The organism is Candidatus Pelagibacter bacterium nBUS_29 (assembly GCF_051200905.1).
In the GTDB taxonomy this organism is placed as follows: domain Bacteria; phylum Pseudomonadota; class Alphaproteobacteria; order Pelagibacterales; family Pelagibacteraceae; genus Pelagibacter.
Window position 1 is genome coordinate 913949 of record NZ_CP172843.1, and the last position, 15706, is coordinate 929654.

15 protein-coding genes are annotated in these 15706 nt (G+C 31.0%); 7 read left to right on the forward strand and 8 right to left on the reverse strand.

Annotated elements, in window-relative coordinates:
• Window position 1: 1 nt before the first annotated feature.
• From ACIJYA_RS04940 to mobA, 5 genes are read right to left on the reverse strand one after another with little or no spacing between them, the layout of a single operon-like run.
• Window positions 2-1117, reverse strand: coding sequence for a serine/threonine protein kinase (locus ACIJYA_RS04940; RefSeq protein ID WP_435087685.1), 1116 nt, complete (start codon window positions 1115-1117; stop codon window positions 2-4).
• Window positions 1118-1122: 5 nt separating this feature from the next.
• Window positions 1123-2340 (reverse strand): aminopeptidase P family protein, encoded by a 1218-nt coding sequence (locus tag ACIJYA_RS04945; RefSeq protein WP_435087687.1) that lies wholly within the window; start codon window positions 2338-2340, stop codon window positions 1123-1125.
• Window positions 2341-3246: a DMT family transporter gene (locus ACIJYA_RS04950; RefSeq protein ID WP_435087688.1), complete on the reverse strand. Its 906-nt coding sequence runs from the start codon at window positions 3244-3246 to the stop codon at window positions 2341-2343.
• Window positions 3247-3297: 51 nt separating this feature from the next.
• Window positions 3298-4542, reverse strand: coding sequence for a molybdopterin molybdotransferase MoeA (locus ACIJYA_RS04955; RefSeq protein WP_435087690.1), 1245 nt, complete (start codon window positions 4540-4542; stop codon window positions 3298-3300).
• Window positions 4535-5143, reverse strand: a complete 609-nt coding sequence (gene mobA / locus ACIJYA_RS04960) for a molybdenum cofactor guanylyltransferase (RefSeq protein WP_435087691.1) — start codon at window positions 5141-5143, stop codon at window positions 4535-4537. Before mobA ends, ACIJYA_RS04955 begins: the two co-directional genes overlap by 8 nt.
• A 43-nt stretch (window positions 5144-5186) precedes the next feature.
• Between mobA and ACIJYA_RS04965 the strand changes: the two genes are divergently transcribed.
• The 6 genes from ACIJYA_RS04965 to ACIJYA_RS04990 are packed head-to-tail and all read left to right on the forward strand — an operon-like array spanning window position 5187 to window position 12792.
• Window positions 5187-5585, forward strand: coding sequence for an iron-sulfur cluster assembly scaffold protein (locus ACIJYA_RS04965; RefSeq protein WP_435087693.1), 399 nt, complete (start codon window positions 5187-5189; stop codon window positions 5583-5585).
• Window positions 5586-6062: an HPP family protein gene (locus tag ACIJYA_RS04970; protein ID WP_435087694.1), complete on the forward strand. Its 477-nt coding sequence runs from the start codon at window positions 5586-5588 to the stop codon at window positions 6060-6062. It begins immediately after the preceding gene.
• A gap of 3 nt (window positions 6063-6065) precedes the next feature.
• The gene (fdhD, locus tag ACIJYA_RS04975) at window positions 6066-6905 is read left to right on the forward strand and encodes a formate dehydrogenase accessory sulfurtransferase FdhD (protein WP_435087695.1); all 840 of its coding nucleotides are present in this window, start codon (window positions 6066-6068) and stop codon (window positions 6903-6905) included.
• Window positions 6906-6920: 15 nt separating this feature from the next.
• The gene (locus ACIJYA_RS04980; protein ID WP_435087696.1) at window positions 6921-8576 is read left to right on the forward strand and encodes an NADH-ubiquinone oxidoreductase-F iron-sulfur binding region domain-containing protein; all 1656 of its coding nucleotides are present in this window, start codon (window positions 6921-6923) and stop codon (window positions 8574-8576) included.
• Window positions 8576-11344: a formate dehydrogenase subunit alpha gene (gene fdhF / locus ACIJYA_RS04985; RefSeq protein ID WP_435087697.1), complete on the forward strand. Its 2769-nt coding sequence runs from the start codon at window positions 8576-8578 to the stop codon at window positions 11342-11344. Before ACIJYA_RS04980 ends, fdhF begins: the two co-directional genes overlap by 1 nt.
• A 5-nt stretch (window positions 11345-11349) precedes the next feature.
• On the forward strand, window positions 11350-12792 hold the full coding sequence (locus tag ACIJYA_RS04990) for a protein adenylyltransferase SelO (protein ID WP_435087699.1): 1443 nt from the start codon (window positions 11350-11352) through the stop codon (window positions 12790-12792).
• Between the two features lies 1 nt (window position 12793).
• On the opposite strand, the gene ACIJYA_RS04995 is transcribed toward ACIJYA_RS04990, so the two are convergent.
• The gene (locus ACIJYA_RS04995) at window positions 12794-13897 is read right to left on the reverse strand and encodes an NAD(P)/FAD-dependent oxidoreductase (RefSeq protein ID WP_435087700.1); all 1104 of its coding nucleotides are present in this window, start codon (window positions 13895-13897) and stop codon (window positions 12794-12796) included.
• A gap of 2 nt (window positions 13898-13899) precedes the next feature.
• A complete protein-coding gene (locus tag ACIJYA_RS05000) occupies window positions 13900-14367 on the reverse strand; it encodes a TspO/MBR family protein (RefSeq protein ID WP_435087702.1) in 468 nt (155 codons plus the stop codon).
• Between the two features lie 21 nt (window positions 14368-14388).
• On the opposite strand from ACIJYA_RS05000, the gene ACIJYA_RS05005 reads away from it, so the two are divergent.
• On the forward strand, window positions 14389-15150 hold the full coding sequence (locus ACIJYA_RS05005) for an SDR family NAD(P)-dependent oxidoreductase (protein ID WP_435087704.1): 762 nt from the start codon (window positions 14389-14391) through the stop codon (window positions 15148-15150).
• On the opposite strand, the gene ACIJYA_RS05010 is transcribed toward ACIJYA_RS05005, so the two are convergent.
• Window positions 15147-15695, reverse strand: coding sequence for a DUF3833 domain-containing protein (locus ACIJYA_RS05010; RefSeq protein WP_435087706.1), 549 nt, complete (start codon window positions 15693-15695; stop codon window positions 15147-15149). The genes ACIJYA_RS05005 and ACIJYA_RS05010 overlap by 4 nt on opposite strands.
• Window positions 15696-15706: the final 11 nt, after the last annotated feature.

Consider the following 15706-nt stretch of genomic DNA (forward strand, 5'->3'; position numbering starts at 1 on the left):
ATTATTGTTTTGGAAAATAATCTTTTAGAGTGCCTTCTCTATATACATCGGCTGTACAGCAATGAAGTCCCCCACCAAATGCATAAGCATCTCTTAAATCAACCGGAATAACTTCCATGCCTAATTTATCTAATTGCTCTTGCTGATAAACTTCACTTTTTTCAACACACACTGTTTTAGGGTCTAGAACTAATACATTCATTGATAGCCAAGTTGATGAATAACATAAAGGTGGTGGTTCATTATGAGCAGGTTGTGCGCTATCAACAATTTCCCACCCATTATCTTCAAATAATTTTCTCTGTTCTTTTGGTAATCTTCTTTGAGGGTTATTGATAATTAAACCTTCTTTAATTGGAGTAAAGGTTGCATCAATATGAATTGGGTAAGGGTCACCTGGGAAATTAACAGCATGAACTCTATGTTTTTTATAATGTCTCTTTAACCAATCAATTCCTTTTAAATTGGTTGTAAAACCATGCTGAACTACAAGATCTTTACCAAATCTGAGTACATCTGCTGCATCAAATAATGGCTCCTCTTCAGTAGTTACAAAAAATTTATCTTCAGTCCATTCTAATCTTTTTTGAATACCAATTTTATCTGACAAATAGTCTTTTCTATAATCTTTATCTGTAAGTCTTGGTTTTGGTGCTGACTCATGTCTCATGTTTGGGTCTTGATTATAATATTCTTGAAGCAAAGGACGGTAACAAAGATATTCAAACCATCTACAACGATAACTCATTGTTGCTTCTAACATTTCATTTCCTACTGTAAGCAAAACATCTCTTGGCGGCATACAGCCAAACATCGTTTCTGCTTCCCAATCAGGCGTTGAAGTTTTTTTATTAAAATCAATTGGAGTTGGTCTATCTACTTTAACTCCTTTTTTTATTAGCATATTTGAAAAATCATCTAAGAGTTGATTAGCTTTATCAACAGTATCTTTGGTTCTTGGGCCAAACTGACCTCTCATGTCACTATCCTCTGGAACTTTAGCATCAAGTGCTGGCTCTGGAGCTGGTATACAAGTTCCATCAGCTCTTCCTACGATCACATGTTTTAATGGATCCCACTCATTCCAACTATTAACAATAGTTTTGTTATCACTCATAATTTTTAATTTCTTATAATATTATGTTCAGGCCCGAAAGGAAATTTTGTGATGTTTTCTGCGCCATCTTTACCGATTACCAATATATCATGTTCTCTATACCCACCTGCTCCTGGATTTCCTTCAGGTATCATTATCATCGGTTCCATTGAGATAACCATGTTTTCTTCAAGGACAGTGTCAATATCTTCTCTAAGTTCTAATCCTGCTTCTCTTCCGTAAAAATGAGAAAGAACCCCAAAAGAATGTCCGTATCCAAAAGTTCGGTAATGCAGATATCCTAGTTCTGCAAACAGTTCATTTAGCTCGTGACAAATATCAGAGCATTTAACACCTGGCTTAATAAGCTCTAAACCTCTTTTGTGAACTTTAACATTTGCTTCCCAAGCTTTTAATGATGCATCATCTGCATGATCTAAAAATAATGTTCTCTCGAGAGCCGTATAGTATCCTGAAATCATTGGAAAAGTATTAAGTGATAAAATATCTCCATTAATTAGTTTTTTATTTGTCTTTGGATTGTGTGCACCATCAGTATTAATACCTGACTGAAACCAAACCCAGGTATCCATATATTCTGCATCTGGATATGATTTTACAATTTCACGTTCCATTCGATCACGACCTGCAATAGCTATCTCAATTTCTGTATTGCCCTCTTTGATATTTTTAACTATTTCTTCTCCACCTAAATCAGCAATTCTTGCTCCATTTTTAATAATTTCAATCTCTTCATTAGATTTAATCATTCTTAGTTGCATCAGATCTTTTGAAATATCGCTAAAAACTGAAAATATAAAAATTGATCCTATTTTTTCTTTCATATCTAAAGTGACATGATCGTTCTCTAGACCAATATTTTTTGGAGGCTCATCTCTTCCAATGATAGATACTATGGCTCGTAAAAAATTATCTCTTTTCCAATCTGTATAAATTACATTATCACAATGTGACCTTCTCCAGGGCTGGCTAGCATCAATGTTTGCTGAGATTGTAGAAATTTTATTTTTTGTGACTACACAACCATAAGGCCTGCCAAAAGAACAATAAATAAATCCTGTGTAATATGCAATGTTATGCATTGATGTTAAAATAACCATATCAAGATTATTTTTATCCATTACTTTTCTTAAGTTGTTAACTCTTCTATCGTATTCAGTATTTGAAAAAGGAAGTTTAACTTTCTCTCCATTTTTTAATGTAAAAAAATCAGGTCTTTCCATTTAATTTAATCCTATGTATCTTTTATTCCATCTCATCACTAGACTGTAATAAGTAAGTGAAATAAAAAGAAAGAATCCACCAATAATAGTATTAGTTGTTGGAATTTCATTTATGCCAAACAAAGGCAACCATACCCAAAAAATTCCTCCTATTACTTCAGTTAGAGATAATAAAGTTAATTCTGCTGCTGGAATAGCTTTAGATCCAATAGAGTATAAAATTAAACCCAAACATACTAGGGTTCCATGCAGAGAGAATAACGAGCTGTTATAGCTTGATGAAAAGAAAACTAGATCTTTATTCAAAATTACTATCGTTGCAAAAACAAAACAGAAAAAACCAGCAAATGCAGTTGTTGTAAACTTGGGTGTTTCTTTACGCCATCTTAGAGTGACTGAAAAAACTGCAAACCCTAATGAAGATGTGATACCAAAAACAAATCCTACAAAAGATGTTTGGGCATTATTTCCTACAGCCATGATGCCAATACCAACAGTTGCAATAAAGATTGACACCCAAACATTTAAAGAAATTTTTTCTTTTAAAAATAAAAAAGCAAGTAAAGCTGTAAAAAATGGCATAGCGGCAAGACATAAAAGTGTAATTGCTGCACTTGTATTTGTTATAGAAAACATAAAAGAAATCATCGCAACACCTAGACCTGATCCACCAATTAAACCAGATAAACCCATCTTAAAATAATTTTTGTAAAAATTTTTTCCTTCTTCAAAAAATAAATAAAGATTTAATAAAATAAATATTGTTAAGCCTCTGCCAAAAATATACTGCCAAGGTATTAAATGCGGATCATTCATATATCGTACTACCAGTGGTCCAAAAGACCAGACAAGACCTGCAAATAAAACAACGGGAGCTGCAACTTTAGGATTTCTAAGCTCAAACATATTCAGATATTTAATTCTAAATAGATTTAACTACAACAAAAATGACAATACCTAAATTAAGGTTGAATTTGAGTTGTTAGGCAAAAAACAATCAACAATTTCTCCTTTTTTAAACCTAGTCTTGCCTGCTGGCAATAATGTCCAAATATTTGATTTTACAAATGATTTAATTCTAAACGACTCTTGTCCTTTAAGAATTTCAACTTCCATTTTTCCATTTTTAGTTGTGTTTAATTTACTTTTAGCAAACCTCGTAAAGTTTTTCTTCTTTAAGAAACTATTTTTAAGAATAGCTTTGAAAGGCTTTTCGCTATTAAGACCCAAAATATTCTCTATGTAAGGATATACAAAAAATCTAAAGCAAGCAGCGGAAGACATTGGGTTACCAGGTAATCCAAAAATTGTTTTTTGTTTACCTTTGATCCTAGCAAATAAAATAGGTTTTCCAGGTCTGATTGCTACACCTTTAAAAAAATGATCTAATTTAAAGGACTTTATCACATCAGGAATAAAATCAAACTTTCCAGCAGAAACTGCACCTGAGGTAATAATGATATCTATTTTGGAATTAAATGTTTGAGTAATTTTTGATTTAAAAATATTTTGATGATTATCTTTTAAAATTCCACCATCAATAAAATTAAACAAAAAATTTTCATTTAAGCTTTTGATATAATGGCTATTAGAATTTCTGACTTTCCAGTCAGGGATATCATCTTTATTTGATATTTCATTTCCTGTAGAGAAAAATAATATATTTATCTTTTTTTTAACTTTAATATTTTTAATACCCAGTGTTTTAAAAGCTAAAATATGATTAGCTTGAATAATTGTATTTTTTTTTATGACTAATTCATTTTTTTTATAATCAGAACCTGCAAACCTGACATGATTATATTTTCTAATCTTTTTGTTAATCAAAATATGTTTTTTATCTGTACTAAAAATAATTTTTTCAATTGGAATGATAGTATCAAAACCTATTGGCATTATTCCACCAGTCATAATCTCGATAGCTTCAAATTTATTGATCTTTTTTTTAAAAGGTTTTGTGCCTGCAGCAATAGAACCTATAATTTTGAAATTTATTGATAATTTTTTTTTAATTTTTTTTGTATCATTAGAATTTATTGCATAACCATCAAAAGCTGCATTATCTCCTGACGGATAATTAATATTAGAATAAATATCTTTTGACAAAACTCTGTTTAAAGAGTTTGTACTCTTAATGTCTTCATCTTTAATTTTGATGATTGCTTTCTTCAAAATTTTTTTTGAGTCTTGATAACTAATCATTTTTTAAAATTTCTTCAGCTTTTGCCAATTCTTCTTTGGTATTAATGTTAAAAAAAGGATCTTTATTTTCAAAATGCATATCAATTGATTTAACTCCTATGCTATTTGCCCAAATTTCAACCTTTCTCTCTCCTTTGTCTAAATCTTCTTCTAATTTATCTAATAGATCAATAGACCAAAGTCCAAATATATTGTGTCGTGTATTATTTGATTTAATGAAGAAAAGTTTGTTCTCATCAAAATTTATGGCTTGTAAAAACTTTTTTAATATATGCGTTTTAAAAAATGGAGTATCGGCAGGAAAAGTTGATATCCACTGATAATTTTTATTATTTTCTTTGACCCATTTCATAGCCGTCAAAACTCCTCCTAGTGGTCCTAAATTTTTCTTAAAATCGTTTATTAATGTAATATTTTTAGATTTCTTAAAATTGATTGAGTTATTGGCTACTAATAATATCTCTTCAAATTCATCAGTAATTTCCGATAAAATGTAATCAATCAATAATCTATCACCTAATTTAACTTGGCATTTATCTTCACCAAACCTTTGTGACTTTCCACCTGCTAGTACTACTCCTAAAATATTGTTATGATCCATTTATCAAAATATAAAACATTAAAACTTGAATTAAAGAAATATAATGAACCTTAGAATTTTAGAAATAGCTTCTTATACTGAACATAATAAAATTATTGAAAACTTTACCCATAAATCAAAAAATAAAAATCCATTATGTGGAGATGAAATGGAAATAAGCTTAGTAGTTAAAAATGATGTGATTAAGGATATGGGTTATCAATGCAAATCATGCATTTATTGTCAAGCATCAGTTAGTTTACTCTCCAGAAAAGTAAAAGATAAAAGCGTAGAAGAAATTAAGGATTTTATAGCTAACGGTGAAAAATTATTTGATGATGTTAAGGTTAATATTGAAAAACACTGGAATGATTTTAAAGAAATATTAGATAAAAAAAATCTCTCAAGAAAAGAGTGTTTGTTACTTCCTTTAAAAACTGTTTTAAAAGCTTTGAAGACTTAAATGATAAAGATTACAAAACCAATTTTACAAAAAGCATTAATAGCAGGTTTTTTTTCTGCATTCACTATTGGTGTATTAACTGTGCTTACTTATAAAAGCACATTGGGATATTTTTTAGCAGGATCATTTGGTTCTTCAATGGTTTTGTTGTATGGTTTTCCTGAAAGTCCTTTTGCACAACCTAAAAATGTTTTTTTTGGTCATCTTATAACTGCCTTGGTAGGTATAATTTTTGTTAATTATATTCCACTTCCAATTTATATTAACATTGCTTTAGCTGTTGGAGCTGGAATTTTTTTTATGATCTTGCTAAATGTAGTTCATCCTCCTGCTGGTGGTAACCCCATTATAGTTATAATTGGAAGTGTATCTTATGAATATCTAATTAGTCCAATAATTTTTGGATGTATTTTAATTTTGCTATTAGCAATTTTAATTAATAAATTTATTCTAAAAAGAAATTATCCTTTAAAATAATTCATGAGCTCAAAATATAAAATTTTAAAATTTAATTCAGGAAAATTTGAACAAGTTGAAGATTTAGTTTCAATTGAAGAACCATTAGAAATTTCTTTAAAATTTAAAAAACAAAACGATTGGATTACGCAAAATTTATCTATAACTATGAGAACTCCTGGTAACGATGAAGATTTAGTCAGGGGTTTTTTATTTAATGAACAAATAATTAAAAAGATTGAAGATATTAACTCAGTAGAAAGTTATGGAGAAAAAGTAGGACAATATAATATTCAAAATAAAATTTTGGCAACTCTTAATAATTCTGAGAACGTGAATATTTCTAAAATTAAAAGAGATTTTTTAACTAATTCTTCCTGTGGTGTTTGTGGTAAATCATCTTTAGATGCGCTTGAGATAATTAAAAAAGATAAAACAAACTCATCTGAACCTCAAATTTCAGAGGAAGTCGTCATACAATCACCAAACACGTTAAGGGATAATCAGTCTGAGTTTAGCAAAACGGGTGGTATACATGCTAGTGGTCTTTTTACTTCTAATGGTGATTTAGTTGAATTAAGAGAAGATGTTGGAAGACACAATGCTCTAGATAAACTCGTAGGAAGTGTATTAGTTAATCAACAGTTAGATCCAAAGTCACAATTTATAACATGTTCAGGTCGACTTAATTTTGAATTGGTTCAAAAGGTTTTAATGACCAATATTGGTATAATGATTGGGGTTGGTGCGCCAACTAGTCTTGCTATTGATTTAGCGAATAAATTTGACATGACCCTCATTGGTTTCGTAAAGAGGGACAGTTTTAATATTTACACAAATAACAAAAAAGTTATTGTGGGTTAAAAAAAAAGGGTATTTGTGTCAAAAAATATAAGCAATTTATCAGGAAGAATAGGTTTAAAAGATAACCTGTTCAAACAGATTTCGGAGAATACACTAAGTGACTCTCCTAAAGATATTAAAGAAATTGCTAAAGAGCATAATTTAGGTGTTTCAACACTTCATGGCGCAGAATCTTTTTACGAATTTTTAAGACCTTCTCATAGAGAGAAAAAAGCATTCGTTTGTAATGGAAGTGCATGTATGTGTGCTGGTACTCAAGACAAGTTAAAGGATACTTTAAAAGAAAAACTTGGAAATGATAAAGTTGGTGAAATGTTTTGCTTGGGTCATTGCTATGAAAATAATGCCTTTCATTATGATGGTGAAAATTATGCAGGAAAAGATATTGAAAAAATTGATCAAATCTTGAAAGGTGAAGATGTTAAACAAGAAAAATTCTTCTCAAAAAGTTTCGCTACAACAAGTTTTTTAATGGACGATAAACTTTCATCAGCAGATCAATTTAAAGATCAGTTAAATAAGTTTTTAAAAACAGATAAAAAAGAAATAGTTAAATCTTTGTTAGACTCTAACTTAACTGGAAGAGGTGGTGCAGGCTTCCCTACAGGAATGAAATGGGATTTTTGCAGTAAAGCAAAAGGAGAAAAAAAATATGTTATCTGTAATGCTGATGAAGGAGACTCTGGAGCATTCTCAGATAGATACTTGCTAGAAGATCAACCTCTCAAAGTTATTTTTGGTATGGTTATTTGTGGACTAGTTATTGGAAGTGATGAAGGAGTTTTGTATATTAGGGGTGAATATCCAAAATCAATAGAAGCTATTAATGGAAGTATAAATGAACTTAAAAAATTAGGTCTACTTGGTGAAAATATCTTGGGAACAGATTTTTCTTTTGATTTGGGAATTTGTATTGGGCAAGGTGCTTATATTTGCGGAGAGGAAACTGCTTTGATTGCATCAATAGAAGGAAGACGTGCCGAGGTAGATGTTAGACCACCCTTCCCAGTAACAGAGGGTTTATACAAAAAACCTACCGTGGTAAACAATGTTGAGTCATTAGCAGCCGCAACTGGAATTTTGATAAATGGATCTGAAAAATTTTCAGCAATAGGAAATAAAAAATCTGCTGGAACAAAATTAGTTTGTCTTGATAGTTTTTTTAATAATCCAGGTGTTTATGAAATTGATATGGGAACTCCTATGAGTAAAATATTTAATGAAATTGGTGGTGGATACAAAGAACCAATTAAAGCGTTTCAAGTTGGTGGCCCTCTTGGTGGTGTTGTTCCGATAAGTGAGATAGATAATTTAAATTTAGATTTTCAAGAATTTACTGCTAAGGGTTTTATGCTAGGACATGCAAGTGTAGTTAGTATTCCAAAAGATTTCTCAATGTCAGAATACATTCATCATTTATTTGAATTTTCTGCAGAAGAGTCTTGTGGAAAATGTTTTCCAGGTAGACTTGGATCATACAGAGGTAAAGAGATGTTTGATCAAGCAAAGAAAAAAACAGCTAAAATACCCCTTAAATTACTTAATGAATTGCTTGTTACTATGCAAAAGGGTTGCTTATGTGCACTTTGTGGAGCTATCCCTACTCCAATAATGAACATCCTTAAGTACTTTGGGGACGAAATGAAAAATGATATGGTTAAGGATAATTAATGAGTTCTGAAAAAAGAAAAATTGCATATATTGATGGAAAACCATACGAAATTGGTGCCAATCATACGTCTATTCTTAAATTCGTCAAAAGCTATGTTGGTGAAAAAAAAGTTCCTACACTTTGTGATGATCCTAATTTAGCTCCTTACGGTGCTTGCCGTGTTTGTTCTGTAGAAGTTGCTTTAGAGAAAGATGGTCCAACAAAAATTGTTGCATCATGTCATACTCCTGTTGCTGAAAATCAACACATCTTTACATCCAATGATGCTTTAACAAGTCTTAGAAAAAATATTGTTGAATTAGTTTTAACTGATCATCCTATGGAATGTGACAGTTGTGAGGTTAATAATAATTGTGAACTACAAACTGTTGCAAATGATTTAGGCGTTTCTGATCACAGATATAACAGTCCAAAACAGCATAAAGGAATTCCAAGAGACACTTCTCATGATTATATGAGAATGAACTTAGATAATTGTATTAATTGTGGAAGATGTGTACGTGCTTGTGATGAAATTCAAGGATCATTTGTTTTAACAATGAGTGGTAGAGGCTTTGAGTCTAGAATCACTACAGACAATGATATGATGTTCGGAGACTCTTCTTGTGTGTCTTGTGGCGCTTGTGCTCACACTTGCCCAACTGATGCCATCTCTGATGTTTTCAAATCAAAATCAGCAGATGTAGATAAAAAAGTTAGAACGACTTGTTCTTATTGTGGTGTAGGCTGTAATCTAGAAGCTTCCATCAAAGATAATAAGGTTGTTGCAATTGACACTCCTAAAGAAACAGAAGTTAACGCAGGTCACACTTGTATTAAAGGAAGATACGCATTTAGTTTTTATGATCATCCTGACAGATTAAAAACACCTTTGATTAAAAAAAATGGAAAATTTGAAGAAGCAAGTTGGGATGAAGCTTATGACTTTATAAAAAAAGAAATGAATAGAATTGTAAAAGATAGTGGCCCTGATGCTTTTGCTGGTATTTCTTCTGCAAGATGTACTAACGAAGAAAACTATGTTTTTCAAAAAATGATAAGAGCTGCTGTTGGAACTAACAGTGTTGATTGTTGTGCAAGAATTTGTCATTCACCTACTGCATGGGGAATGCAACAAACATTTGGAACAGGCGCTGCAACTAATTCTACTGATGACATTTATTATGCAGATTTATTTTTAGTAATTGGAGCAAACCCAACTAATGCTCACCCTGTTACCGGTGCTAAGATTAAACAACAAGCAATGAAGGGTAAAAAATTAATTGTATTAGATCCAATTACTACTGAACTTGCTAAACTTGCTGATTACCATATTAAACTAAGACCAGGTACCAATGTTGCTGTTCTTAATATGATGCTACATTTCATTATTAAATCTAAATTATATAATGTTGATTTTGTAAGAGACCGAACCGAAGGGTTTGATAATTTTATTAAAGAAATTGAAAAGCAAGATGTAGATCAGTTGGCTAAAGTCGCTGGTGTTGATAAACAAATGGTCAAAGAAGCTGCAATTGCATACGCAACAGCACAAAACTCAATGGAATTTCATGGTTTAGGGGTAACAGAGCATGAACAAGGTTCAAAAACAGTAATGTTAATCGCCGATCTTGCAATGATTACAGGAAATATTGGAAGAAGAGGTGTGGGTGTAAATCCACTAAGAGGACAAAATAATGTTCAAGGTGCAGCGGATATGGGATGTCAACCTCATCAAGGTGCAGGATACTTTGAAGTGGCTGATGAAAAAAACCAAAAATTTTATACTGAAAAATATGGTGTAACACACCCAACAAAACCAGGTCTTAAAATTCCACAAATGTTTGAAGCAGCAATTGATAAAGAATTAAAAGGCTTATGGATTATTGGTGAAGATATAGTTCAAACTGATCCTAATAGTGCACATGTAGTTGAAGCAATGAACTCACTAGAATTATTAGTTGTGCAGGAAATTTTTATGAGTGAAACAGCGAAACTTGCAACTGTAGTTTTGCCTGGAACAACATTCTTAGAAAAAGATGGAACTTTCACAAATACAGAGAGAAGAATTCAAAGAGTTAATAGAGCAGTTGAACCTCTACCAGGAACAAAACCTGATGGAGTTATTGTAACCGATATGATGCAAAAATTAGGTTTTGATCAACCAACATATGATGCTGATCAAGTTTTATCTGAAATTGCTGATGTAGTACCATTCTTTAAAGGTGTTACAAGAGAAAGACTTGGAAAATTAGGATTACAATGGCCTGTTCAAGAAGATGGAACAGATACCCAAATACTACACACGGAGACATTCAAAATAGGAAAAGGGCAACTTAAAAATTTTGATTGGAAAGAGTCCACAGAAATTGAAACTAATAAAAAAGATTATCCATTAATCTTAACAACCAGTCGAGTTCTACAGCATTACAATGCTGCAACTATGACTAGACGAACAAGCAATATAAATATTGTTAAAGAGGATGTTTTATTAGTTCATCCTAAAGATGCTGTAGAAAGAGATTTGAATACAGGTGATATTGGAAGATTATATTCAGGTAGAGGTGAAGTTGCTTTGAAAGTAGAAGTTACAGACAAAGTTAAACAAGGTATTGTATTTACAACTTTCCACTTTCCAGAACATATGGTTAACATGGTTACCGGACATGGAAAAGATGAAGAAACAATGTGTGCTGAATATAAAGTCTCATCAGTGCAAGTTCAGAAGATTTCAAATCAATTTAAAACTGAAGTACAACCAAAAGAAAATCAGGCTGAAATAAAATAAATAAAATGACCATTGGTTGGCATTTTGATAACACCTATTCAAGACTATCAAATACTTTTAAAGAAGAAATTAAACCAACACCTGTTCATAATCCTGAGCTTGTAATCATAAATGATAATTTAGCTAATGATTTAGATTTAAATTTTTCAAAAATTTCTAGAAAAGATCTATCTGAAATTTTTTCTGGAAACAAAATACCAAAAGATATCAAAACTATTGCACAAGCTTATGCTGGCCATCAATTTGGTCACTTTACTATGCTTGGAGATGGAAGAGCTGTTCTTTTAGGTGAACATATTACAAGTAATAACAAGCGTTTTGATGTTCAATTCAAAGGTTCTGGCCGAACATCCTTTTCAAGGACTGGGGATGGTCGTGCTGTTTTAGGTCCTATGTTAAGAGAGTATATAATTAGTGAAGCAATTCACGCATTAAAAATCCCAACGACTAGAAGTCTTGCAGTAGTAAAAACTGGTGAAAAGGTTGTAAGAGAAAATTTATTGCCAGGGGCAATCCTAACCAGAATTGCGTCAAGTCATATTCGTGTTGGTACTTTTCAATACATTTCAGCTAAACAAAATTTAGATGATTTAAATACCTTAGTTAATTACACAATAGAAAGACATTACCCAGAGATTAAATCATCAAATAATAGGGCTTTAGATTTACTTAATCTTGTAATGGAAAAACAATGTAAGTTAGTTGTTGATTGGATGCGTGTAGGTTTTGTTCATGGGGTAATGAACACAGATAATATGACAATCTCAGGTGAAACGATTGATTATGGTCCTTGTGCATTTATGAATCAATATGATCCTAAAACAGTTTTTAGCTCTATTGATAAATTTGGCAGATATTCATTCTCAAATCAACCTCCTATTACCAAATGGAATTTAGCAAGATTTGCTGAATGTCTAATACCACTAATCAATAAAGATGAGGATACCGCAATTACTTTAGCAACTGAGACTATTGATAACTTTCAAAATATATATGAACAAAAATGGTTAAATATGATGAGAGATAAACTTGGTTTATATGGAAATGATATAAATGATAAAAAGCTAATTAATAATTTATTAAATTGGATGGAGAAAAATAAAGCAGATTATACAAATACATTTTGTTATCTAATGAATGTCAAAATTAATGACCAAATATATAAAGATGAGTATTTTATAAAGTGGTGCAAAGAATGGCAAAACAGAATTTTTAAAGATGATGGTTCAAAAGAAAAATCTTTGGAACTTATGAAAAATTCTAACCCTGTTATTATTCCAAGAAATCATAAAGTCGAAGAAGCCTTAACAGCCGCTAATGAAGATAATTTAGAGGTAATGAATAAATTATTATCAAAATTGAGTAATCCTTATAATGAGCAAATTGATATTGAAGATTATAAGTCACCATCAAATGATAAAAATTATCAGACTTTTTGTGGAACTTAATTTATAATACGTATGGCTCTGGTCTTGCGCTATTTCCAAGAACTCTTTCAACAGCAAAATCACTAATATCAATTGTTTGATATGAGCCTGTGGTAATTAATTCTGTTAAAGCTCTTCCAATTCCAGGTGCTTGCATTAAACCTCTACCCGTAAATCCAGATGCCATATATACATTTTCATATTTTGGATGTTTGCCAACTACAGCATTGTTATCTAACTTATTACAATCATAGTAACCTGCCCAACCACCAGTTAGTTTTAATTCTTCAAATGCAGGTATTCTTTTAGCTAAGGCAGGCCAAACTAACTCTTCAAAATCATTCCATGCTGGCTCCAAATCTTCTGCATCAAATACTGAATTAGGTGAACCAGCAAGATACTCGCCACCCTCTGGTCTCCAATAAACGCCTGTTGTTAAATCGCCTGTTAAAGGCATTTCTTTAATATATTTTGGACACTTTACCCTAAAAACAGTATGTTTTTGTGGGACAACAGGGATATCATCAAGTAATTTTTTAGTCCAACATCCAGCAGCTGATATTATGGTGTTAGCTTTAATTTCAGAGATACTTTTTACTTCTCCCTTTATAAATTCAGCTCCTAATTCTATAGCTTTGCTTTTTAACGCTCCATGAAACATAAATGGATCAATCCATCCTTCACTTTGATTGTCTGTATAAGTAGCTGTTTCTATCCCTTCACTATTTATATAGGGAAATACTTTTAATAACTCAGAACCTTTAATATTTTTAGTTCCAGCTTCACAAACCTTATGATTTTCGAGAGCTCTATATTGTTCTTCTGCATGCTCAGGGCCAAACATTAATAAATAGCCATTGGTTACCATGCTAGCAGTTGGATTGGGATTCTTTTCTGTTTTTAAAAGATCAGGAATTTGATAAATAAATTCTCTTGCAAATTTACCAAGTAAAATATTTTCTTTCTGATAAAATTGTCTTCTAAAACCACCTAATGATAATGGAAACGAAGCTGTTTTATAAGTTGGATCTCTTTCTATTACTTTTACTTTTCTACCTTCTTTAGATAAAAAATAAGCACTTGCAGCCCCTATTATACCACCACCAATTATTACAACATCATCCATATTCAATTTAATATTATTAAACTAAAATTTAAAATCAAAGCAAAACTGCACCAAAGTATATAAGGAATCATTAAATAGGAACTTGCTATGTTGACACGATTAAATCTAATAATAAGAATAACGATTAGGCTAATTAGTATTATCAGCACAAATAAAGCTAATAACATGTTATGAAATACAAAAAAAACTATACTCCAAGTTGTATTAAAAACCAGATGGATGAAATAAATATAAACAGTATTCATATCTCGGTTTTTGTTGTGCCAAAAAACCCATATTGCAATTGTCATCATCAAATATAGTGTTGTCCAAACAGGTGCAAATATCCAATCTGGAGGATTGAACACTGGTTTATTTAACAATGAGTACCATGGTTCTTTAAAGCTAATTGTCGCTAAGCCTCCAATGAAAGAAGCTGAAAATGTAACTAAACTAAAAAGTAAGAATGATATGAATTTGTTTTTTAACACATATCTATTATACAATAAATTATGGAAGAAAAAAAAGTTATTTGGATAACTGGTGCAAGCAGTGGAATAGGTAAAGCTGTTGCAATTGAATTTGCAAAAAATGGGTGGATAGTTGCCGTATCTGCAAGACGAGAAAATTTGTTAAATGAACTTAGAGAAATTAATGAAAATATTTATCCCTTTGCGCTAGATGTTACAGATATTGATAAATGTAAAACAGTTGCAACAAACATAATTAATCAATTTAAAAATATTGATATTTGTTTATTTGGCACTGGAATGCATGATCCAAAATCAGAAAAAAAGTTTAATTTAGACAAAATAAGACAAATTATGGAAGTAAATTATTTTGGAACAATGAATTCTATAAACTCTATCTATGATTATTTTTCTGAAAAAAAAAATGGTCAAATATCAATAATTTCTTCTGTAGCTGGCTATCGAGGTTTACCTGCTGCTGGAGCATATTGTGCTTCAAAAGCTGCACTTACTAGTTTTGCAGAAAGTTTAAATTTTGATATGCAAATGAAAAATGTGCGAGTTTCACTTGTTAGCCCTGGTTTTATTAAAACCCCAATGACAGATCAAAATGATTTTCCAATGCCAATGATTAAATCACCAGAATTTGCAGCGAATGAAATATATAAAGGGTTAACTGTGAAAAAAAGTTTTGAAATACATTTTCCAAAAGCTTTTACGTATTTTTTGAAATTTTTACAATTACTACCTAGTAGTTTGTATTTTAAACTTGTTTCAAAAGGTATGAAAAAAATAGATTACTAATCTTTTACAAAAACTACAGTTAACTCAGCCACTTTAAATCCAAACTTTGTCATTGTAGCTCTGTTAATTGCAACTCTGTCATCTTGCTTAAAAATCCAATCATCAAATGTGATCTTCATTTCTTTGCCTTTGACAGGTACTAATAGAACATATTCAAATTTAAATGCAGGTCCATAAGAGTATCCTATTGCTTTACCAACAACATCTCCTGCAGTACCTTCATAATTATTTTCATCTATCTTGTTGATAGTCCATTCTCTATTTTGTACTTCTCCATCATCCCAATTAAATTTTTCTTTTAAAATTAATTGCTTACCATCCCAAGTTCCATCTAGGTCGGCAGAGAATTGTCTTGTTACTTTACCAGATCTATTCTGGAGAACACCCCAGGCTTTTACATTTCCTGTTAAATATTCTTCAATTATTAATCTTGGTTCTTTATTTTTAAAATCTTCTGGTTTCATTGCGCTATTATTTGAACAACTTGTAATTAAGAATAATGAAATTATCAATGAAATTGATCTAATAATATTTAAATGACGCATTTGTATCTCCT

What these genes read in the sequence shown, in the direction of transcription:
- ACIJYA_RS04940 (WP_435087685.1), bottom strand. Translation starts at nt 1,117, where the DNA reads ATGAGTGATAACAAAACTATTGTTAATAGTTGGAATGAGTGGGATCCA.
- ACIJYA_RS04945 (WP_435087687.1), bottom strand. Translation starts at nt 2,340, where the DNA reads ATGGAAAGACCTGATTTTTTTACATTAAAAAATGGAGAGAAAGTTAAA.
- ACIJYA_RS04950 (WP_435087688.1), bottom strand. Translation starts at nt 3,246, where the DNA reads ATGTTTGAGCTTAGAAATCCTAAAGTTGCAGCTCCCGTTGTTTTATTT.
- ACIJYA_RS04955 (WP_435087690.1), bottom strand. Translation starts at nt 4,542, where the DNA reads ATGATTAGTTATCAAGACTCAAAAAAAATTTTGAAGAAAGCAATCATC.
- mobA (WP_435087691.1), bottom strand. Translation starts at nt 5,143, where the DNA reads ATGGATCATAACAATATTTTAGGAGTAGTACTAGCAGGTGGAAAGTCA.
- ACIJYA_RS04965 (WP_435087693.1), top strand. Translation starts at nt 5,187, where the DNA reads ATGAACCTTAGAATTTTAGAAATAGCTTCTTATACTGAACATAATAAA.
- ACIJYA_RS04970 (WP_435087694.1), top strand. Translation starts at nt 5,586, where the DNA reads ATGATAAAGATTACAAAACCAATTTTACAAAAAGCATTAATAGCAGGT.
- fdhD (WP_435087695.1), top strand. Translation starts at nt 6,066, where the DNA reads ATGAGCTCAAAATATAAAATTTTAAAATTTAATTCAGGAAAATTTGAA.
- fdhF (WP_435087697.1), top strand. Translation starts at nt 8,576, where the DNA reads ATGAGTTCTGAAAAAAGAAAAATTGCATATATTGATGGAAAACCATAC.
- ACIJYA_RS04990 (WP_435087699.1), top strand. Translation starts at nt 11,350, where the DNA reads ATGACCATTGGTTGGCATTTTGATAACACCTATTCAAGACTATCAAAT.
- ACIJYA_RS04995 (WP_435087700.1), bottom strand. Translation starts at nt 13,897, where the DNA reads ATGGATGATGTTGTAATAATTGGTGGTGGTATAATAGGGGCTGCAAGT.
- ACIJYA_RS05005 (WP_435087704.1), top strand. Translation starts at nt 14,389, where the DNA reads ATGGAAGAAAAAAAAGTTATTTGGATAACTGGTGCAAGCAGTGGAATA.
- ACIJYA_RS05010 (WP_435087706.1), bottom strand. Translation starts at nt 15,695, where the DNA reads ATGCGTCATTTAAATATTATTAGATCAATTTCATTGATAATTTCATTA.